This is a genomic window from Neobacillus sp. Fa239 (assembly GCF_055395235.1).
The window spans coordinates 3,946,536-3,965,811 of sequence record NZ_AP041611.1; the positions used below are offsets into that span (position 1 = coordinate 3,946,536).

16 protein-coding genes are annotated in these 19,276 nt (G+C 41.7%); 1 reads left to right on the plus strand and 15 read right to left on the minus strand.

The features are described 5' to 3' along the window. Positions 1 to 66 precede the first annotated feature (66 nt). Positions 67 to 1,617, minus strand: coding sequence for an acyl-CoA carboxylase subunit beta (locus tag ACZ5XR_RS19435; RefSeq protein WP_464498035.1), 1,551 nt, complete (start codon positions 1,615 to 1,617; stop codon positions 67 to 69). Further along, positions 1,614 to 2,033, minus strand: coding sequence for a methylmalonyl-CoA epimerase (gene mce, locus ACZ5XR_RS19440; protein WP_464498036.1), 420 nt, complete (start codon positions 2,031 to 2,033; stop codon positions 1,614 to 1,616). Before mce ends, ACZ5XR_RS19435 begins: the two co-directional genes overlap by 4 nt. A gap of 159 nt (positions 2,034 to 2,192) precedes the next feature. Between mce and prli42 the strand changes: the two genes are divergently transcribed. Beyond that, a complete protein-coding gene (gene prli42 / locus ACZ5XR_RS19445; protein WP_464498037.1) occupies positions 2,193 to 2,291 on the plus strand; it encodes a stressosome-associated protein Prli42 in 99 nt (32 codons plus the stop codon). 42 nt (positions 2,292 to 2,333) lie between these two features. On the opposite strand, the gene ACZ5XR_RS19450 is transcribed toward prli42, so the two are convergent. From ACZ5XR_RS19450 to ACZ5XR_RS19510, 13 genes are all read right to left on the minus strand, one after another. Beyond that, positions 2,334 to 2,846, minus strand: coding sequence for a L,D-transpeptidase (locus ACZ5XR_RS19450; protein WP_464498039.1), 513 nt, complete (start codon positions 2,844 to 2,846; stop codon positions 2,334 to 2,336). 117 nt (positions 2,847 to 2,963) lie between these two features. After that, positions 2,964 to 3,401 carry a BrxA/BrxB family bacilliredoxin gene (locus tag ACZ5XR_RS19455; RefSeq protein ID WP_464498040.1) on the minus strand — a complete coding sequence of 146 codons (438 nt, stop codon included), beginning with the start codon at positions 3,399 to 3,401 and terminating at the stop codon, positions 2,964 to 2,966. Positions 3,402 to 3,598: 197 nt separating this feature from the next. Next, positions 3,599 to 4,720 (minus strand): methylmalonyl Co-A mutase-associated GTPase MeaB, encoded by a 1,122-nt coding sequence (meaB, locus tag ACZ5XR_RS19460; protein WP_464498042.1) that lies wholly within the window; start codon positions 4,718 to 4,720, stop codon positions 3,599 to 3,601. Beyond that, positions 4,721 to 6,913 (minus strand): methylmalonyl-CoA mutase, encoded by a 2,193-nt coding sequence (gene scpA / locus ACZ5XR_RS19465; protein ID WP_464498043.1) that lies wholly within the window; start codon positions 6,911 to 6,913, stop codon positions 4,721 to 4,723. After that, positions 6,900 to 8,750 (minus strand): methylmalonyl-CoA mutase subunit beta, encoded by a 1,851-nt coding sequence (locus ACZ5XR_RS19470; protein ID WP_464498044.1) that lies wholly within the window; start codon positions 8,748 to 8,750, stop codon positions 6,900 to 6,902. The genes scpA and ACZ5XR_RS19470 overlap by 14 nt, the downstream gene beginning before the upstream one ends. A 113-nt stretch (positions 8,751 to 8,863) precedes the next feature. Next, positions 8,864 to 10,159, minus strand: a complete 1,296-nt coding sequence (locus ACZ5XR_RS19475; protein ID WP_464498045.1) for a dihydrolipoamide acetyltransferase family protein — start codon at positions 10,157 to 10,159, stop codon at positions 8,864 to 8,866. 40 nt (positions 10,160 to 10,199) lie between these two features. Next, the gene (locus ACZ5XR_RS19480; protein WP_464498046.1) at positions 10,200 to 11,183 is read right to left on the minus strand and encodes an alpha-ketoacid dehydrogenase subunit beta; all 984 of its coding nucleotides are present in this window, start codon (positions 11,181 to 11,183) and stop codon (positions 10,200 to 10,202) included. 12 nt (positions 11,184 to 11,195) lie between these two features. Continuing rightward, a complete protein-coding gene (locus ACZ5XR_RS19485; RefSeq protein WP_464502379.1) occupies positions 11,196 to 12,191 on the minus strand; it encodes a thiamine pyrophosphate-dependent dehydrogenase E1 component subunit alpha in 996 nt (331 codons plus the stop codon). 62 nt (positions 12,192 to 12,253) lie between these two features. Beyond that, on the minus strand, positions 12,254 to 13,675 hold the full coding sequence (lpdA, locus tag ACZ5XR_RS19490; protein WP_464498047.1) for a dihydrolipoyl dehydrogenase: 1,422 nt from the start codon (positions 13,673 to 13,675) through the stop codon (positions 12,254 to 12,256). Positions 13,676 to 13,697: 22 nt separating this feature from the next. Further along, positions 13,698 to 14,801: a butyrate kinase gene (gene buk / locus ACZ5XR_RS19495; protein WP_464498048.1), complete on the minus strand. Its 1,104-nt coding sequence runs from the start codon at positions 14,799 to 14,801 to the stop codon at positions 13,698 to 13,700. A gap of 91 nt (positions 14,802 to 14,892) precedes the next feature. Beyond that, positions 14,893 to 15,987 carry a branched-chain amino acid dehydrogenase gene (gene bcd / locus ACZ5XR_RS19500; RefSeq protein ID WP_464498050.1) on the minus strand — a complete coding sequence of 365 codons (1,095 nt, stop codon included), beginning with the start codon at positions 15,985 to 15,987 and terminating at the stop codon, positions 14,893 to 14,895. 31 nt (positions 15,988 to 16,018) lie between these two features. Next, positions 16,019 to 16,924: a phosphate butyryltransferase gene (gene yqiS / locus ACZ5XR_RS19505; protein ID WP_464498051.1), complete on the minus strand. Its 906-nt coding sequence runs from the start codon at positions 16,922 to 16,924 to the stop codon at positions 16,019 to 16,021. A gap of 130 nt (positions 16,925 to 17,054) precedes the next feature. After that, entirely contained in the window at positions 17,055 to 19,127 is a 2,073-nt protein-coding gene (locus ACZ5XR_RS19510; RefSeq protein ID WP_464498052.1) for a sigma 54-interacting transcriptional regulator, read from the minus strand. Positions 19,128 to 19,276 lie beyond the last annotated feature (149 nt).

Genomic DNA, 19,276 nt, shown 5'->3' on the forward strand with positions numbered 1-19,276 from the left:
TTAGTATACCTTTTCCCCATCCTGTCATCAATTGAAAGATTTGTGCATCTGTTTACAATGGGAAAATTATAGTGGAATATTTCCATGCTTTTTATAAGGTCTCGACTCTTTTTTGTTTCTTAGCATTTCTAATGCCTGAATGATTTTTATTCTTGTTTCGCGAGGATCAATGACATCATCGACCATTCCCCTGCTCGCTGCCACATAAGGGTTGGCAAATTTTTCACGATATTCTTCAATCTTTTGCTGCCTTATCGCTTCGGGATTCTCACTATTTTGAATTTCTTTTGCAAAAATAATATTAGCTGCACCTTGTGGTCCCATCACAGCAATTTCAGCATTCGGCCAGGCAAAGACAAGGTCTGCACCGATGGACTTACTGTTTAAAGCCACATAGGCTCCCCCGTAGGCTTTTCTTAAAATAATCGTCAGCTTTGGCACGGTTGCCTCTGAATAAGCAAATAAAATTTTTGCACCATGGCGGATAATGCCTCCATGCTCCTGTTTTACACCTGGGAAAAAGCCGGTAACATCTTCGAAGGTAATAATCGGTATATTAAAGGAATCACAGGTGCGGATAAATCGAGCAGCCTTATCGGAAGAATCAATATCCAATCCACCGGCCATCACCTTCGGCTGATTGCAGACAAGGCCTACTGTTTCGCCTTTAATTCTTGCGAAGCCAACGACGATATTTTTTGCAAAATCCTTTTGAATTTCCATAAAGGAACCGGAATCTGCCACTTGTTCAATAACCAAACGAACATCATATGGACGAACGGCATCAAATGGAATGGTATCTGTTAAGTCAGGACGGTAATCATCTTCCGCATCCACTTCAAACCTAGGCGGCTTTTCTTCGTTATTTTGCGGTAGATAGCTAAGAAGTCTGCGGACATTCGCTAATACCTCCGCCTCCGATTCCGCTTGGAAATGAGCATTCCCACTGATCGTATTATGGACATTCGCCCCGCCGAGATCCTCAGCTGAGATTTTCTCGCCAGTTACGGTTTCAATAACCTTTGGACCCGTAATAAACATTTGACTTGTTTTTTCTACCATGAACACGAAATCAGTGATGGCAGGCGAATAAACGGCACCACCGGCACATGGTCCCATGATCACGGAGATTTGTGGTATGACTCCGGAATAAATACTGTTTCGGTAAAAAATATGGCCGTACCCATCCAGGGAAACTACCCCTTCCTGAATACGGGCGCCGCCTGAATCATTAAGCCCAACAAACGGTGTCCCATTTTTAGCAGCCAGATCCATCACGGTTGCGATTTTTTTGGCATGCATTTCCCCTAACGCACCGCCAAATACGGTGAAATCCTGTGAAAACAAATAGATCGGGCGGCCGTTTACTTTTCCATATCCGGTTACGACCCCGTCACCTGGCCCCTTTTGCTCATCTAGTCCAAAATCATTTGTCCGATGTTCAATGAAAGGATTTAATTCAACAAATGTTCCTCTATCGACTAAGAGCTCTATCCGTTCTCTAGCCGTTAATTTTCCTTTTTCATGCTGTTTTTCGATTCTCTCATCCCCGCCGCCCAGTTCAACTTCACGACGTTTATCATACAGTTCATTTATTTTTTCATAGATGTCACTCATGATTTCCCCATCTTCCCTTTCTTTTCGCATAGTTCCACTAAAACGCCTGATGCTGATTTTGGGTGCATAAAGGCAACATGTGCCCCTCCAGCACCGATCTTAGGCTCGTCTGACAGCATTCGAATCCCTTGTTCCTTCATTTCCTTTATACGCTCTTCAATGGAATCAACACCTAAGGCAACATGATGAATGCCTTCGCCGCGTTTTTCAATGAATTTAGCGATCGTACTTTCCTCTGATAATGCCTCAAGCAATTCAATCTTCGCTTCACCAGCCTGCAAAAAGGCCACCTTCAGTTTTTCGCTTTCAACAACCTCAATCCCGATTAATGGCAGCTTCAATACATCCGTATAAAAAGGAAGCGTTTTCTCAAGCGATTTCACCGCAATACCAATATGGTCGATTTTTTTAATCATGTGTACCCCTCTGTTTCCAATATTAAAAAAATATAGACAATAATATTATTCGCCAAAAAGTTCATAAATCCTTCCCAAAATTGAGCGATTGTTCAGTTGTTCATTTGGGCTTTTCCCTGTAAAATAGGTATAAGCTTGATAATAAAGGAGGTTCTCACATTGTCTAACCGAAAAAATCGCAAAATTATTGTTTTATTAATGCTGTTTGCTATGCTTGCCTCAACCCTCCTAATTGGTATCGCACAATTTATGAAATAAACATATTAAAAGGGACAGTTCGAGTTGGACTGTCCCTTTCGCTCATTTTATGGCTTGGTATTCTTTCCCCAGCATTTCAAATGATTTCTTCGACGTTATGACTAACACCTTTGTTCCTAATGGGATAAGCGGATATAGTGAAGTAATGACTTCATTTTGTGTGCGAATACAGCCCTGTGAAACATATTTTCCTACTGATGAAGGGTCATTCGTACCATGAATGCCATATATTCTGCCGTCCGTCCCCAATGCATCAAAACCAATCCATCTTTTTCCTAGAGGGTTAGCGGGATCGCCACCAAGGATATCCTTCTTCCGATAATAGGGGTCTTTTGCTTTTACAGTTATTGTAAAAAGCCCTTCTGGCGTTAATTCTTGCTTTTTACCGGTTCCAATACTTACAACTGTTTGAACCTGATTATCATTAATCAGAGCCATTTCATTCGTACTCTTGTTCACAATTACAAATGGGGCTCCGGGCATCGGGTTTGGTCCAAGCGGCCAAAGAGGCGATATGAAAAAAGCAATCAGGATTGGCGATAAGATTTTTATCAAAACATCCACCTGCCTTTTTTTTCCTAGTTTGCTTCTATTTTCTTTATTCATTCACTTAAAAAACAAAAAAGACGATCATTTTGATCATCTTTTCTGAGGAAATTCTATTATTGTTTATTACAATTCTTCACAATATTGATCGAATTCTTTTTGTAATCTTGATACGACCATCATTGGGTCAAAGCCTTCAATTTGATGTCTTTCCACCATGGTCAGAATCTTGCCATCCTTCAATAAGGCAAAAGATGGTGAGGACGGCGGATAGCCTGTGAAATAGCCTCTGGCCTTTTCGGTTGCTTCCTTATCCTGCCCGGCAAAAACGGTTACAAGATGATCTGGCCGCTTATCATAATGAATTGCATGTGCCGCTGCAGGTCGTGCCACACCGCCCGCGCAACCACAAACCGAATTAATCATTACGAGAGTTGTTCCTTTTTGCTCAAGAGCCTTTTCTACTTCCTCCGGGGTTGTTAACTCTTGATAACCGGCTGATACGATTTCATCCCGCGCCTGGCGGACAATATCATTCATGAAAAAATTGAAATCCATGCTCATACAATCACTCCTTCAATATGTATATACTTATATTTTAACAGTTAAAATATTTGATTTCAAAATAAATGACACAGAGAGCGATCGATTTGCTCTCTGTCTTTCTCACATATAAAGTAACGGTCGAACCTGTTGCCTGGTTTGCAGTCAGCATGGCTCCAGACTTTTTGTATTCCTAGATATGAAATTTTATTAAATTTTTAGATGGAAGGATAGATGCTTTCAAAAAGCTGCTTTACAGCTGAAGCAACTGTTTTTCCACCAGACATTACCTCGTTTTCTAATTTTGGCAGTTCCGCCTTAACATTAGGATGATGATAAAAATGATTGTGCAGTTGGTCACTTATCATAGCATAAAGCCATTCCCTCGACTGACTCTTTCTTCTTTGTTCAAAAACCCCTGAGAATTTCCCCTTCTCCTCAAAGGTTTTAATTAAAGTCCATATCTCACTTATGCCTTCTTCAGTCAAAGAAGAACAAGTATGGGCTTTTGTTACCCAGCCTTTCGTTGCCGGCTGAAGAAAATGAAGGATGCGGTTATAATCGTTTTTTGTCTTTTCAGCTTTCGGCTTATTCTCTCCATCAGCTTTATGAACAATAATCGCATCAGCCAGCTCCATGATTCCTTTCTTCATGCCTTGCAGCTCGTCCCCGGCACCTGTCAAAACCAACAGCATGAAAAAGTCGACCATATCTCTGATAATGACTTCACTTTGTCCGACACCAACGGTTTCGACTAAAATCACATCAAATCCAGCCGCTTCACAAATCAGCATCGATTCCCTTGTTTTTCGATGAACACCGCCCAGCTTGCCGGCAGAAGGCGACGGCCGGATAAATGCCCGAGGATTTCTTGATAACTGTTCCATACGCGTTTTATCGCCGAGAATACTGCCGCCGCTGATGCTCGAGCTCGGATCAATCGCCAGCACTGCGACCTTTAATCCTAAATGGCAGAGAAACATGCCGAACGCCTCAATAAAAGTACTTTTTCCCGCACCGGGCACACCTGTAATGCCAATTCGTATCGAATTACCACTGTGGGGCAAAAGCTTTTGTAGCAGCTCCTGTCCTTTTTGAAAGTGATGGTCCGCATTGCTCTCAACAAGAGTAATAGCTCGAGCAAGAAAGCTTCTATCCCCTTTTAATACACCATCAAACAATTCATCCACAGATGATTCGGAACTGTTTCTTTTTTTGAAGCGAATATTTTTTTGAAGGGAGGCTGCTTGAACTTCAAGCTCCTCCCCCTTTCTTACCACACTAGAATATAATTCTGGATGATTAGGGTCGTACCACTCCGGCTTTTGATCATTGGTCATTTATTCTGCCACTTCCTCATAACCGAGCTGCTGATAAATGGCTTTGATCACTTTTTGGGCTGATACCGGTATAACCGTTCCAGGTCCGAAGATCGCCGCGGCACCATTCTCATATAAGAATTGATAATCCTGTGCGGGAATAACGCCTCCTACAACGACCAAGATATCCTCCCGTCCAAGCTTTTTCAATTCAGCAACCAACTGCGGGAGCAATGTTTTATGTCCAGCTGCCAACGAGCTCATCCCGATTACATGGACATCGTTTTCTACTGCCTGCAATGCCGTTTCCTCCGGCGTTTGGAATAATGGGCCGATATCCACATCAAATCCAAGGTCGGCAAAGGCAGTTGCAATGACCTTGGCCCCGCGATCATGGCCGTCCTGACCCATTTTGGCAATGAGGATTCTCGGTCTTCTTCCTTCATTTTCAAGAAATTCATCCGCTAATTCCTTCACAATAGCAATTTCTTCTTCATTGCTGAAAGCAGAACTATAGACACCGCTAATTGAATGAATGACCGCTTTATGCCGGTTTGCCACCTTTTCTATAGCATCGGATATTTCCCCCAAGGTTGCCCTTACACGTGCTGCCTGAACGGCTAACTCTAACAGATTTCTTTCCCCTGTTTCAGCTGCCATAGTTAATGCTTTAAGAGCTTCTTCCACCTTGTGCTCATCCCTGGCTGCTTTTAATTGATTCAATTTCTCGATTTGCATCATCCGAACTTTCGTATTATCAATATCTAAAATATCAATCGGCTCTTCTTTTTCGAGACGATAGCGGTTTACGCCAATAATCGTTTCTTTTCCTGAATCGATTTGTGCCTGCCTGCGTGCTGCAGCCTCTTCAATTCTCATTTTTGGAAGGCCAGTTTCAATGGCCTTTGCCATCCCGCCAAGACCTTCTATTTCCTCAATATGCTCCCAAGCTCTTTGAACCAATTCATCGGTCAGCTTTTCAACATAGTAGGAGCCTGCCCATGGGTCGATGACCTTGGTAATTCCCGTTTCTTCCTGAAGGAACAGCTGGGTATTGCGGGCAATTCGTGCGGAAAAATCAGTCGGCAGGGCAATCGCCTCATCCAGCGCATTGGTATGGAGTGATTGCGTATGACCCATAGCCGCAGCATGAGCTTCGATTAATGTGCGCGTGACATTATTAAATGGATCCTGCTCGGTTAAGCTCCAGCCGGATGTTTGCGAATGAGTACGTAAAGCCAGTGATTTTTCATTATTCGGGTTGAATACTTTCATCATTTTCGCCCAAATTAACCGTCCCGCCCTCATTTTCGCCACTTCCATAAAATAATTCATGCCAATGGCCCAGAAAAAGGACAAACGCGGTGCAAAGGAATCAATGGCAATCCCTGCTTTAAGACCTGTTCGGACATATTCCAAGCCATCTGCAAGGGTATAAGCCAATTCTAAATCAGCAGGGGCGCCGGCTTCCTGCATGTGATAACCGGAAATACTGATACTATTAAACTTTGGCATATATTTGGACGTGTATTCAAAGATATCAGCGATAATTTTCATCGACATGTCCGGCGGATAAATATACGTATTCCGAACCATATATTCTTTTAAAATATCATTTTGAATGGTCCCGGAAAGCTTTTCCTGGCTGACCCCCTGCTCCTCGGCAGTGACAATGAAAAAGGCAAGAATCGGCAGTACTGCCCCGTTCATCGTCATAGACACAGACATTTGGTCTAGCGGGATTCCATCGAAAAGTGTTTTCATATCAAGGATTGAATCAATAGCCACGCCTGCTTTACCGACATCCCCTACGACCCGTGGATGGTCGGAGTCATAGCCGCGGTGTGTTGCTAAATCAAAGGCTACCGATAAGCCCTTTTGCCCCATCGCTAAATTTCGGCGATAAAAGGCGTTACTTTCTTCAGCAGTGGAAAAACCTGCATATTGTCTGACCGTCCATGGCCGATTGACGTACATCGTTGGATAAGGTCCACGGGTATACGGCGGCAGCCCTGGAAGGTCCTCTAATTGCTCCAGACCTTCACGATCTTCTTTTGTGTAAAGAGGCTTTATCTTAATTTGTTCATTGGTTTCATAAAGCAAGTCATCAATGCTCGATTCGATTTCTTTATTGACCTGTTCTTCCCATTGTTCTTTTGTGGTGAGCGGTTGCTCAGAAAAAAGCGGCAGGTTTTGAAAATTAGGCTTTTGCATCGGCCGTCACCTCCAGTATTGAAGATAGAGTATCAAAGCAATTGCTTTTTACATGGATAAACTCTTGGATTCCTTCATTTTTCCATTGGGCCTGTTTGTCTTTTTCCGGCAGACCCGCCAGATAAAAAATTCGCTCTGGAAAATTCGTTTTTAAGTCTATTAAAATTTCGTGACCGATTGTTTCATATTGTTCGTTTGTTCCGCACAGGCAAAAATGCTTTATATTTTGTTTTGAAACAAATTTTTCTGCATCCTCTGCTGTATAGATGGATCCGCTGTCTGCCGTTCTTAGTCCACCTGCAGACACAAAACCTCTCATAAAATCAAGTCTTGCTTTATATTGTTTTAATTCACCAAGACAAAGCATCGCGACTATCGGTGTTACCCCTGATTTTGCTTCTAGTTCTTTCGAAGTTTCTCTCAACTGTTCGTACGGCTCTGATAATCTCTTTTTCAAAATTGGTTCAATAGGAGTTCCAATTAGAGTTGGTCTGACAACTTCTTTTTTTCTTAATTCTGTAGGGACTATTTCGTCAAGATTTGCATAGACATTAGTTCCCACAATACTTTGCTTTCTTGTAAAAATATCTTGGTTTCTCTTTTCAGTGACTGATGCAAGTTCATTGTGGAGCCATCCGGATTTTAGTACTTCAAGAATGCCTCCATTTGCTTCAATCTGCTGGAAAAGCGTCCATGCTTTTTCTGCTAATTGAGTTGTCAATTCTTCGATATACCATGAGCCTCCCGCTGGATCGATTACTTTTTTCAGATGGGCTTCCTCTTTTAGAATCAGCTGAGTATTTCTGGCGATTCTCTCTGAAAAGGCATTGGAACCTGTCAATTCATCAAAGGCAGTCACATGTAAATATTGAATCCCGCCTAGGACAGCCGCAAACGCCTCATTTCCGGCACGAAGGAGATTGACATGCGGGTCATGGATTGTTTTCGTGAATGCTGAGGTCTCGGCAGCGATTTCCATTCCTCTTGAATCGTTGTTAGCTCCGTAGGCTTCCGTTATTTTATTCCAGATGATTCTTGCAGCTCGAAGCTTGGCAGTCTCCATAAAAAAGTTACTGCCAATCGAGAACTGAAAAATAATTTTTGAAAGAATTTCTTCAGGATTCATTCCTTTGTCTACTAACTGCTGAAGATAGAACACACCTTCTGCTGCCGCAATTCCCAGCTCTTGCACGGCACTTGCTCCATTATTATGATAGGTTGAAGTATCAATTAGGATCGTCCGTAAATTACGATAGTGCCCGCTTGCACGCTTGATATTCTCTAACCAGCCTTCGAAAAATTCTTCGGAGATCCTGCCTTCCTCAGCAGAGAAGGAAATAGGGTCCTCGGCAATATAGCCGGTAATTCTTTCTCCATTAGCATTTGGCAGGTTCGCGAGCAGGGCTGACTGCATTCCTTTTGCATTAACGGCAAAGGGATGGCTTTCAGATAATTCTGCAGCCAAATTTGCAAATTCCTCAGGTGACTCAAAAAGTTCTTTTGTTACTTCGAAGGACAGAGCGGTTTGTCCTTTTTCAATTGCAGCCGTAAGTTTTTCCTTTAATTCTCCAACAGTGGAATAAGAAACTCTTTGGGCGATCTTCCATTGATTTGTTACATATCCAAGTGGATTTGTACCTCTTCTAAAATCTGAAGTGCCAGGAAATTCTGACACCGGTTTTTCATCGATTCGAGAATAAAGCGGTTTCAAATTAATGTTCTCATATGTAGGGCTTTGAAGAGACTCTATTGATTTTCCTTTTAAAGATTCCTCTGCTTTTGCTTTCCAATCAAGTATTGTTTTTGAAGGAAAGGACTGATTTCGTAAATCTTCCAAACTGCACAACTCCCTCCCAGGAAAATTATAAAAATTCAATTAATTCTATTTTAGGGTACAAAAGCAATTCAGGCAATAAAAAACCGCCGCCATTAAATGGCAGCGATATTGGTTTAATAGATTGAAGTGGTAGATTTCGATGTATTTTCAAGAATTTCTTTAACCCGCTGCAAGAAACGGCCGCAAACAAGACCGTCCAATACGCGGTGGTCAAGTGACATACAGAGGTTCACCATATCGCGAACCGCAATCATGCCGTTATTCATTACGACAGGACGCTTGACAATAGATTCAACCTGAAGAATAGCAGCCTGCGGGTAGTTGATAATCCCCATTGATTGAACAGAGCCAAAAGAGCCTGTATTGTTAACGGTAAATGTTCCGCCTTGCATGTCTTCGGACTTAAGCTTGCCATTTCGAACTTTAACGGCAAGTTCTGAAATTTCACGGGCAATGCCTTTGATTGTTTTCTCATCGGCATTTTTAATAACTGGTACGTACAAAGCATCATCTGTCGCAACAGCAATCGAAATATTAATGTCTTTCTTTTGAATAATCTTTTCGCCAGCCCACATCGAATTGATTTGCGGGAATTCTTTCAATGCCTGTGCCACTGCTTTGACAAAGAAGGCAAAGAAGGTTAAATTGAAGCCTTCTTTTTTCTTGAATTCATTCTTAATGGAATTGCGATATTCCACCAAATTCGTTGCATCCACCTCGAGCATAGTCCAGGCATGCGGCGCTTCATGCTTGCTGCGCAGCATGTTAGCGGCGATGGCTTTACGGATACCTGTAACAGGGATTTCAATGTCACCCGCTTGGACAGGGACATTCACTGGTGGTGCAGCTGGTGCTGCAACGGCTGCTGGCTGCGCCGTTTCCTGCTTAACTGGCTGTTGTTGTACAGCCGGAGCCTCAACCTTCGCACCTGCACCTGCACCTGCAGCCGGGATATTGCCGGACTCAATTAGTTTTTGTAAATCTTTTCTGGTAATTCGTCCGCCTGCACCTGTTCCTTGAACCTGCGCCAAATCAATTCCGTGCTCTTGGGACAGCTTTAAAACGGCTGGAGAATAACGGCCTGCATTGCCATTGTCTGCAGCTGGTAAAGAGGCTGCCTCTGCTGCTGGTTGCCCAGCTGCCTTTGCTTCAGGAGCAGCTTCGCCCCCCTCCATTTCAATCGTACAAATAATTTCGCCAACTGCTAATGTGTCTCCTTCACCGGCAATCAACTCTTTGATCACACCTGAAAACGATGATGGAACTTCTGCATTTACTTTATCGGTCATTACCTCTGCAAGAGGATCATATTTATTTACTTTATCCCCAACGTTGACCAGCCATTTACTAATCGTACCTTCTGTTACACTTTCACCTAATTGGGGCATTTTAATTTGTTCAACTGCCAATGGATAAACCTCCTTATGCAATTCAATTCTTCTGGATTTATTAAAACTCAGCTAATTCACGCATTGCTTTCTCTACTTTATCCGGATTTACCATAAAGAATTTCTCCATTGTTGGAGCATATGGCATGGCCGGTACGTCTGGTCCGGCAAGACGTTTAATTGGGGCATCTAAATCATATAAGCAATTTTCAGCAATGATCGCTGAAACCTCACTCATAATACTGCCTTCTTTCGTATCCTCCGTTACAAGCAATACCTTACCAGTTTTGGAAGCAGCTTCAATAATTGCTTCCTTATCAAGTGGATATACTGTACGTAAATCAAGAATATGTGCTGAAATTCCGTCTTTTGCCAATTTTTCAGCTGCTTGCAGCGCAAAATGAACGCAAAGACCGTACGTAATGACGGTAATATCCTCACCTTCACGTTTCACATCTGCTTTCCCGATTGGAAGAGTATAATCATCCGTTGGTACTTCTCCTTTGATCAAACGATAGGCCCGCTTGTGCTCAAAGAAAAGAACCGGATCATTATCGCGAATGGCTGCTTTTAATAACCCTTTAACATCATAAGGAGTGGATGGCATGACAATTTTTAATCCAGGCTGGTTGGCAAATACCGCTTCAACTGATTGTGAATGATAAAGTGCACCATGGACTCCTCCGCCGTATGGGGCACGGATTACGATTGGACAATTCCAGTCGTTATTAGAGCGGTAGCGGATTTTAGCTGCCTCCGAAATAATTTGGTTTACTGCCGGCATAATGAAATCCGCAAATTGCATTTCGGCAATAGGACGCATTCCATACATTGCTGCACCGATTCCTACGCCAGCAATCGCTGATTCAGCAAGCGGTGTATCAATAACGCGATCCTCGCCAAATTGATCATACAAACCTTGAGTGGCTTTAAAAACGCCTCCCTTTAATCCTACATCTTCACCGAGGACAAACACCTTCGGATCCCTTTCCATTTCTTCACGAATGGCCATTGTTACTGCATCTATATAAGAAATTACCGCCATGTTACGTCCCCCTTACCTATCACCATATACATATTTCAGTGCTTCTTCCGGTGCAGCATACGGAGCATTTTCAGCGTAATCTGTTGCTTCATTCACCAGTTTCATCACACGGTCATTGATTTCTTTTTCCACTTCATCATTCATGACACCTGTTTCTTTTAAGTAGGCGCCAAAAGTAATAATTGGATCCTGTGTTTTCGCCTTTGCCACTTCATCCGGTGCACGATAAGAACGATCATCATCATCAGAAGAGTGCGGTGTCAAACGATAGGAAACTGTTTCAATCAATGTTGGACCTTCGCCGCGGCGACCGCGATCTGCCGCTTCTTTTACAACTTTGTAAACTTCCAACGGATCGTTCCCATCAACCGTGAACCCTGGCATTCCGTAGCCAATCGCACGATCTGAAACCTTTTCACAGCCCAATTGTTTTTCAATTGGTACGGAAATCGCATATTTATTGTTTTCACACATAAAAATGACCGGAAGCTTATGAACGCCGGCAAAGTTAGCCCCTTCATGGAAATCCCCTTGGTTGGAAGAACCTTCTCCAAAGGTAACAAAAGTACATAAGTCTTTTCCTTCCATTTTTCCAGCAAGAGCTACTCCTACTGCGTGTGGTACCTGTGTAGTAACTGGTGAAGAACCTGTCACAATACGATTTTTCTTTTGGCCAAAGTGTCCTGGCATTTGACGGCCGCCTGAATTTGGATCCTCAGCTTTTGCAAAGCCTGACAGCATTAACTCTTTAGGAGTCATTCCAAACGTTAAAACGACCCCCATATCCCGGTAATATGGGAGCACATAATCTTTTTCCGTATCAAGAGCAAAGGCTGCCCCTACTTGGGCTGCTTCCTGCCCCTGACAGGAAATGACAAATGGTATTTTCCCAGCGCGATTTAATAGCCACATCCGCTCATCAATGCGGCGGGCCAAGAGCATAGTTTCATACATTTCTAATACTTTTTGATCATTTAATCCTAAAGCCTCATGACGTTTTTCAGCCATTAAGTTATGACGCTTTTCAGTCATAAATTTGTTACCTCCCATTTGTTCGCCTCAACTAATTTTTATCCGTGGATTGCTTTCCCATCTACTGCAAGTGCAGCTTCCCCAATAGCCTCTGAAAGGGTTGGATGCGGGTGGATGGTATGGGCAATTTCCCACGGTGTTGCGTTTAGGACCATAGCGAGTCCCGCTTCTGAAATCATGTCTGTCACATGTGGACCAATCATATGCACCCCTAGAATATCATTGGTCTCTTCATCGCCAATAATTTTAACAAAACCATCAGATTCTCCGAAAACAAGGGCCTTTCCAATCGCACGGAATGAAAATTTACCCACCTTTACTTTATGGCCTTTCTCTTTCGCTTGGTCTTCCGTTAACCCTACGCTTGAAACTTCAGGATTGCTATAAATACATTTGGAAATCAAGTTATAATCAATTGGTGAAGGATCCTTCCCGGCTATATGCTCAACAGCAACGATTCCTTCATGTGAAGCAACGTGCGCAAGCTGCAATCCGCCGATGACATCACCAATGGCATAAATATGGGATTCCTTTGTTTGGAAAAATTCATTGGTGATAATATTGCCTCTTTCAACCTGGATTTCCGTATTTTCTAACCCGATTCCTTCGGTATTGGCTTGACGGCCGACAGAAACAAGCAGCTTTTCAGCTTTAAATTCTTTAAGCCCGCCTTTCACTTCAGCAGAAATGGCAACTTCATCACCTTTTACAAGCGTTTCAGGCAAAACTTTTGCACTGGTGACAATTGTAATTCCCTTTTTCTTCATTAAGCGCTGCATTTCTTTTGAAATATCTTTATCCTCAGTAGGGATAATACGGTCAGCGTATTCAACAACTGTTACATCAACACCAAAATCAGATAAAAGGGATGCCCATTCGATTCCGATTACGCCGCCGCCAACAATAATGATAGAAGCAGGAAGTGCTTCAAGCTCTAATGCTTCATCAGAAGAAATCACGGCTTCTCCATCTATGACAAGTCCTGGAAGAGTTCTAGGTCTTGAACCTGTTGCGACAATCACATTTTTCGGGATAAGCATTTCATTTTCATCGCCGTTGTTCATTTCAACAGAAATGGTACCTGGCATCGGTGAAAAAATCGATGGACCTAAAATGCGGCCAAGTCCTTCATAGACATCAATTTTCCCTTGTTTCATTAAATGCTGTACACCTTTGTGAAGCGTGTCGATAATTTTTGCTTTTCTTTCTTGAACCTTGCCAAAGTTATAGCTGACCTCACCGGTAATAACGCCAAAGTCTTCGCTGTGTTTAGATGTTGCAAATACTTCTGCACTTCGAAGCAGTGCTTTACTAGGAATACATCCTTTATGTAAGCAAGTGCCGCCAAGCTTCCCTTTTTCGACAATTGCAGTTTTTAACCCAAGCTGAGAGGCGCGGATTGCAGCCACATATCCGCCGGTCCCCCCGCCAAGAATGACCAAATCATATTCTTTTGCCATTAGTTATTCATCCCCATCTTTCTCAAATTTTTGCCGTTTTAAAAGTCCCAGGATAAATTTTCACTTCTTCTTCATCACGTAAAACACGGAGTGCACCTTCAGCCAATGCCTGAAGCTCGTTCTCTCCAGGATGGACAATCACATCGGCAATCCAGTTAATGCGTTCATTTATTGATTTTACAAAGTCCTTACCATAAGCAAGGCCTCCTGTTAAAATGATCGCATCGACTTTTCCGGAAAGCACGGCACTCGCTGCGCCAATTTCCTTAGCCACTTGATAAGCCATGGCATCATAAACAAGCCTTGCTTCCTCATCGCCCGCTTCAATCCTCTTTTCAACGACCACTGCATCGTTTGTACCAAGGTATCCAACGAGGCCTCCTTGCCCGACTAGTTTTTTCATCAATTCTTCCCTGAAATATTCACCGGAAAAACAAAGTGAAATTAAATCACCTGCAGGAACGGTTCCAGCCCGTTCGGGGCTAAATGGTCCATCACCATGAAGGCCATTGTTTACATCAATAACTCTCCCCTGTTTATGGACTCCAACTGTTATTCCCCCGCCCATATGGGTAACAATTAAATTCAACTCATTGTATTTTTTCCCTATATCTTTTGCTACCCTTCTTGCAACTGCCTTTTGATTTAATGCATGGAAAATACTTTTTCTTTCAATTAAAGAAAATCCAGAAATTCTAGCAATTGGGTCCAGTTCATCCACGACCACGGGATCCACAATAAAAGAAGGTATATTTAGACCGGTTGCAATCTCATATGCAATTATACCACCAAGATTTGAAGCATGTTGGCCGGAATAACCGCTTCGTAAATCCTTCAACATTTCATCATTAACGGCATAGGTTCCGCCTTCAATTGGACGAAGCAAGCCTCCGCGACCGCAGACTGCAGACAACTTAGAGACATTGATGCCTTCTAAGTCCAGTGCTTCTAGAATGGTGTTTTTGCGGAATTCATACTGATCAATAATATTGGGAAAGGAATTGATGATTTCTGCATCATGGCGAATGGTTTTTTCAAAAATAGATACTTCGTTATCGAAAACCCCAATCTTAGTTGAAGTGGAGCCAGGGTTGATGATGAGCATTCGATATTCTTTATCTTGCAACGTTTTGACCTCCCTAACGTCATGCAATTACTTACGAAAGCGCTGAATGTTTATTCAGCGCTTTCTTTTATTATTTCTTAAAGTTTCTAAATTAACGTCTGCTTAAAATGTGATGGCCGTTTTGAAGGAATTGGCTGCGAGAATTACGCATTCTTTCAATTCTTTCTTCTACCATGCGGTCAGCTGCAACATAAGTAGGAATGCCATCACGCTTAGAAATTTCAATAATTTTTTCAATACTTGTATAAAGCTGATCAACCTTTTTCATTGCACGTTCATGGTTGTATCCATAAAGCTCATCAGCAACATTGATTACTCCCCCAGCATTGATTACATAATCTGGAGCATAAATAATTCCCATTTCATGAATGATATCTCCGTGACGAGTATCTTTTAATTGGTTATTTGCTGAACCTGCAATTACTTTTGCTCTAAGCTGTGGAATAGTATCGTCATTAACGGTTGCCCCAAGAGCACATGGTGCGTAAATGTCACATTCGACACTGTAAATTTCATTTGGATCTACAGCACGTGCACCAAAGGCTTCAACTGCACGCTGAACTGCTTCTTTATTAATGTCAGTAACAATTAACTGAGCACCTTCTTTATGCAAATACTCACAAAGCGTATAAGCAACATTTCCAACACCTTGAACAGCAATCACTTTTCCTTCAAGAGAATCAGTGCCGAAAGCCTCTTTAGCCGCTGCTTTCATTCCACGGTAAACACCATATGCAGTCACTGGTGATGGATTTCCGGATGAACCAAAAGCAGGAGAAATTCCTGTTACATAATCGGTTTCTTCATGAATTAAATCCATATCGGCAACGGTTGTACCAACGTCTTCTGCTGTAATATATCTTCCGTTCAGACCTTGAATGTAGCGGCCAAAAGCCCGGAACATTTCTTCATTTTTATCTTTTCTAGGATCGCCGATGATAACTGTTTTACCACCGCCAAGGTTTAAACCTGCAGCAGCATTTTTATAAGTCATGCCTTTAGCTAATCTAAGCGCATCTTCAATTGCCGCTTCTTCAGACTCATATGTCCACATGCGGGTACCGCCCAAAGCTGGCCCAAGTGTTGTATCATGAATGGCAATAATAGCCTTTAATCCGGATGACTTATCTTGACAAAATACTACCTGCTCATAATCATATTGTTCTAAGTACTTGAAGATTTCCATGTTTTATTCCTCCTCGAATGTTAAAAAGAATCTATTTTTCAGTAGAACAAAGTGCAAGGGCTAGCGAATATAGCTTACTTTCTGCGGAATCCGCCCTTGATGTTAACACAATTGGCACTTTTGCTCCAGCAATAACAGCCCCAACCTTAGCGTTTGCAAAATAAACTAATGATTTATATAATGCATTTCCAACTTCAATGGTTGGAACTAATAAAATATCTGCCTTCCCAGCCACATCACTGTGTATGCCTTTATGCTCTGCAGCAAGTTCAGAAATGGCATTATCCAATGCAAGCGGACCATCTACGATGCATCCTGAAATTTGTCCTCTTCTATTCATTACAGTTAAGGCAGCGGCATCGATTGTTGCCGGCATGGCAGGGTTAACCACTTCCACAGCAGCTATTGGTGCCACTTTCGGGTTTTCGATTCCAATTTTTTTGGCGATCGTTACAGTATTATTAATAATTTGTGCTTTTTGTTGTAAATCAGGAGAGATATTCATTCCTGCATCTGTGACAATGGTGAATCGGTCATAGCCTGGAATTTCAAAAACGGCAACATGAGACAGGATGTTTTTGGTTCTGAGTCCAAACTCCTTATTCAAAACCGCTTTTAAAAGATCGCTTGTCGGTAGGTTCCCTTTCATTAACACATCTGCTTTGGTGCTAGAGACCATTTTTACCGCTAATTCTGCTGCTTCTACTTTCGAATCAGCATGAACAATTTCTATGCTTTCAAAAATTGTCTTTTCAGGACTTTGCCCTTCAATAATTGATTTAATTTTTTCTTGATTGCCAATTAAAATAAAATTAGCAAGCTTTCGGTTCATTGCATCCAAAACTGCTTCAATAACCTCTGTGTCCTCTGCAACAGCGACAGCCACAGTATTAGTTTGTTTTTGGGTTGCTCTGTCAATAAGTGAATCCAGCAACAAGTTGTCATCAACCCTTTCTCTAAAAATGCAACTCCGATAATTTAATATGCAATATTCGTGCCAACATTAAATGTTGAAAACGCTTTATTTATAAAAAATCACGTGTGCAATTTATTGCGCAGTATGAAAATTATTGCATGCTATTATTTTCAAGTTTATATTTTTCCAGCTTATAATAGAGATTTCTTACAGACAAACCGAGTGTTTTAGCAGTTAAAGTTTTATTTCCATTTAATCGAAGCATGGTTTGATGAATGATTCTCGCTTCATACTCTTCTACCATTTCAGACAGGGAACGGTCGGAAGTAAATGAATCCATACTTTGAACAAATGTTTCTCCTTCAGTTTGCTTATTCCTAAGCTCGGGTAAATGCTGGACGTCGATGAAAACTTCAGAATAATTCATAAAAATAATCGCCCTGCCTAAAATATTTTCTAATTCCCGCACATTTCCCGGCCAATCATAGTCCATCAGTTGTGTCATTGCTGCATGAGTCACACCATCGACATTTCGGCCGTAATCCCGATTAATTTTTTGAATTAATCTTTCACATAATAAGGGTATTTCTTCTTTTCGTTTCCTAAGCGGGGGAATATGAATAGGCATGCGATTTATTCGATAATATAAGTCTTCCCTAAAAGTGCCGCCTGCAATTCCTTTTTCAAGATTTACATTCGTTGCCGCAATCACTCTAACATTGATGGCAATTGGTTTTGTTCCGCCAACACGGACAATTTCATTTTCTTGTAAAACTCTAAGCAGTTTCGCCTGAGTATTTGCGGGCAACTCACCGATTTCATCAAGAAAAATACTGCCATTATTAGCTTCTTCAAAAAATCCTCTTTTACCGCCTCTTCTTGCACCAGAAAATGCCCCTTCTTCATAGCCAAATAATTCACTTTCGAGCAGTGACTCTGAGATAGCTGCACAATTAACACGAATAAATTTATTAAATTTACGATCGCTTGCATTATGGATGGCATGTGCAAACAATTCTTTACCTGTACCAGATTCACCTCGAAGCAGGACGGTCGCTGGTGTTTTCGCGCCTAGTTTCGCTTGTTCAATGGCGAAATTCATCTCTTCAGATTTTCCAATGATATCCTCAAAGGTATATTTCGCTTCAAGTGTACGGATAATTTGCCTTGCCCTATGTAATTCTTTACTTAAGGAGGTGATTTCTGACATATCATGGATAACACCAACACTCCCTTTAAGTTTCCCTTTCACAATAATTGGGGCAACATTCACGATTACCTCTTTCTTACTCGGTCCAACCCGCATGGCAACTCCCCGAACGGCTCTTCTTGTCTGAAGGACCTTCATATGCATGCTTTCACCTTCTGAGATATCTGCCGTCGCCGGTTGACCTATCACTTGATCCTGAGTAAGGCCGGTTAGACGCGTATACGCAGGATTTATGAGTATACCCCTTCCATCCTCATCAACAACAGAAATGGCATCATCACTTGATTGAATAATCGCTTGCAGCATCGTTTGAATTTCTTTCATATCAGTAATTTCTTCTGCCAAATTGACGACATCCGTAATATCTTTAAAAACTGCAAAAGCCCCGACTAAGGTTCCATCCTCCTCGATTATCGGTATTCTTGTTGTTATAATCTTGCGCCCATTGCCAAGCACCATTTCTTGATTGGCTTCCATTCTTCTTGTGTCCAAAATAAGCAATAGTCTGCTATCGGGTATTACTTCCATGATGAATTTTCCAATGGCTTGATCTTTTTTTACTCCCATCATTTCTTCAGCCCGCCGATTAAAAAGAATGATGGTTCCGTTTTTATCAATCCCAACCATTCCGTCATGAGAAGCATTAAAGATTAATTCCTGCTGATAGGATTCATTTTGATGCATTTTAATCAGGTCTTCTTTTTCTTCCATTAACTTTGATACAAGAAAGGCGACACTTCCGGGGATTAGAATCGTTTTACTATGTTTAGCCTGCCTTAATTCTTGGAATACAACGTCATCACCAGTAACATCAATAATAATATCAACCGTTTTATTCAGAAATGGATGCCAGTCAGTTCCGGTATTTATTCCTTCGTTTTTTGCCAGAACGATACCTGGAGCATCAACGTTCCGGTCAATGACAGCCTGTACATGTAAAACTTCTGCCTCAATCAAAATCTTTAAAATCGCTGTACCACCTTTTCCGGCACCAATAATAATGACATTTTGCAAGTAATTGACCCCTTTTTTAAAGGATAGGAAATTTTTTTCATGTTTTCACAATATAATTATGCAATTTTTTTCATTTTCTATTTTATAGATATTTGCTCATCTTGACAAATTTCTTTAATATACTATGATTTCTGTGAAGCTGTTTTTTT

Coding starts and splice junctions, on each gene's coding strand:
- ACZ5XR_RS19480 (WP_464498046.1), bottom strand. CDS start 11,183: ATGGCGGTAATTTCTTATATAGATGCAGTAACAATGGCCATTCGTGAA.
- meaB (WP_464498042.1), bottom strand. CDS start 4,720: ATGACCAATGATCAAAAGCCGGAGTGGTACGACCCTAATCATCCAGAA.
- bcd (WP_464498050.1), bottom strand. CDS start 15,987: ATGGAAATCTTCAAGTACTTAGAACAATATGATTATGAGCAGGTAGTA.
- scpA (WP_464498043.1), bottom strand. CDS start 6,913: ATGCAAAAGCCTAATTTTCAAAACCTGCCGCTTTTTTCTGAGCAACCG.
- ACZ5XR_RS19485 (WP_464502379.1), bottom strand. CDS start 12,191: ATGGCTGAAAAACGTCATGAGGCTTTAGGATTAAATGATCAAAAAGTA.
- mce (WP_464498036.1), bottom strand. CDS start 2,033: ATGATTAAAAAAATCGACCATATTGGTATTGCGGTGAAATCGCTTGAG.
- ACZ5XR_RS19455 (WP_464498040.1), bottom strand. CDS start 3,401: ATGAGCATGGATTTCAATTTTTTCATGAATGATATTGTCCGCCAGGCG.
- lpdA (WP_464498047.1), bottom strand. CDS start 13,675: ATGGCAAAAGAATATGATTTGGTCATTCTTGGCGGGGGGACCGGCGGA.
- ACZ5XR_RS19435 (WP_464498035.1), bottom strand. CDS start 1,617: ATGAGTGACATCTATGAAAAAATAAATGAACTGTATGATAAACGTCGT.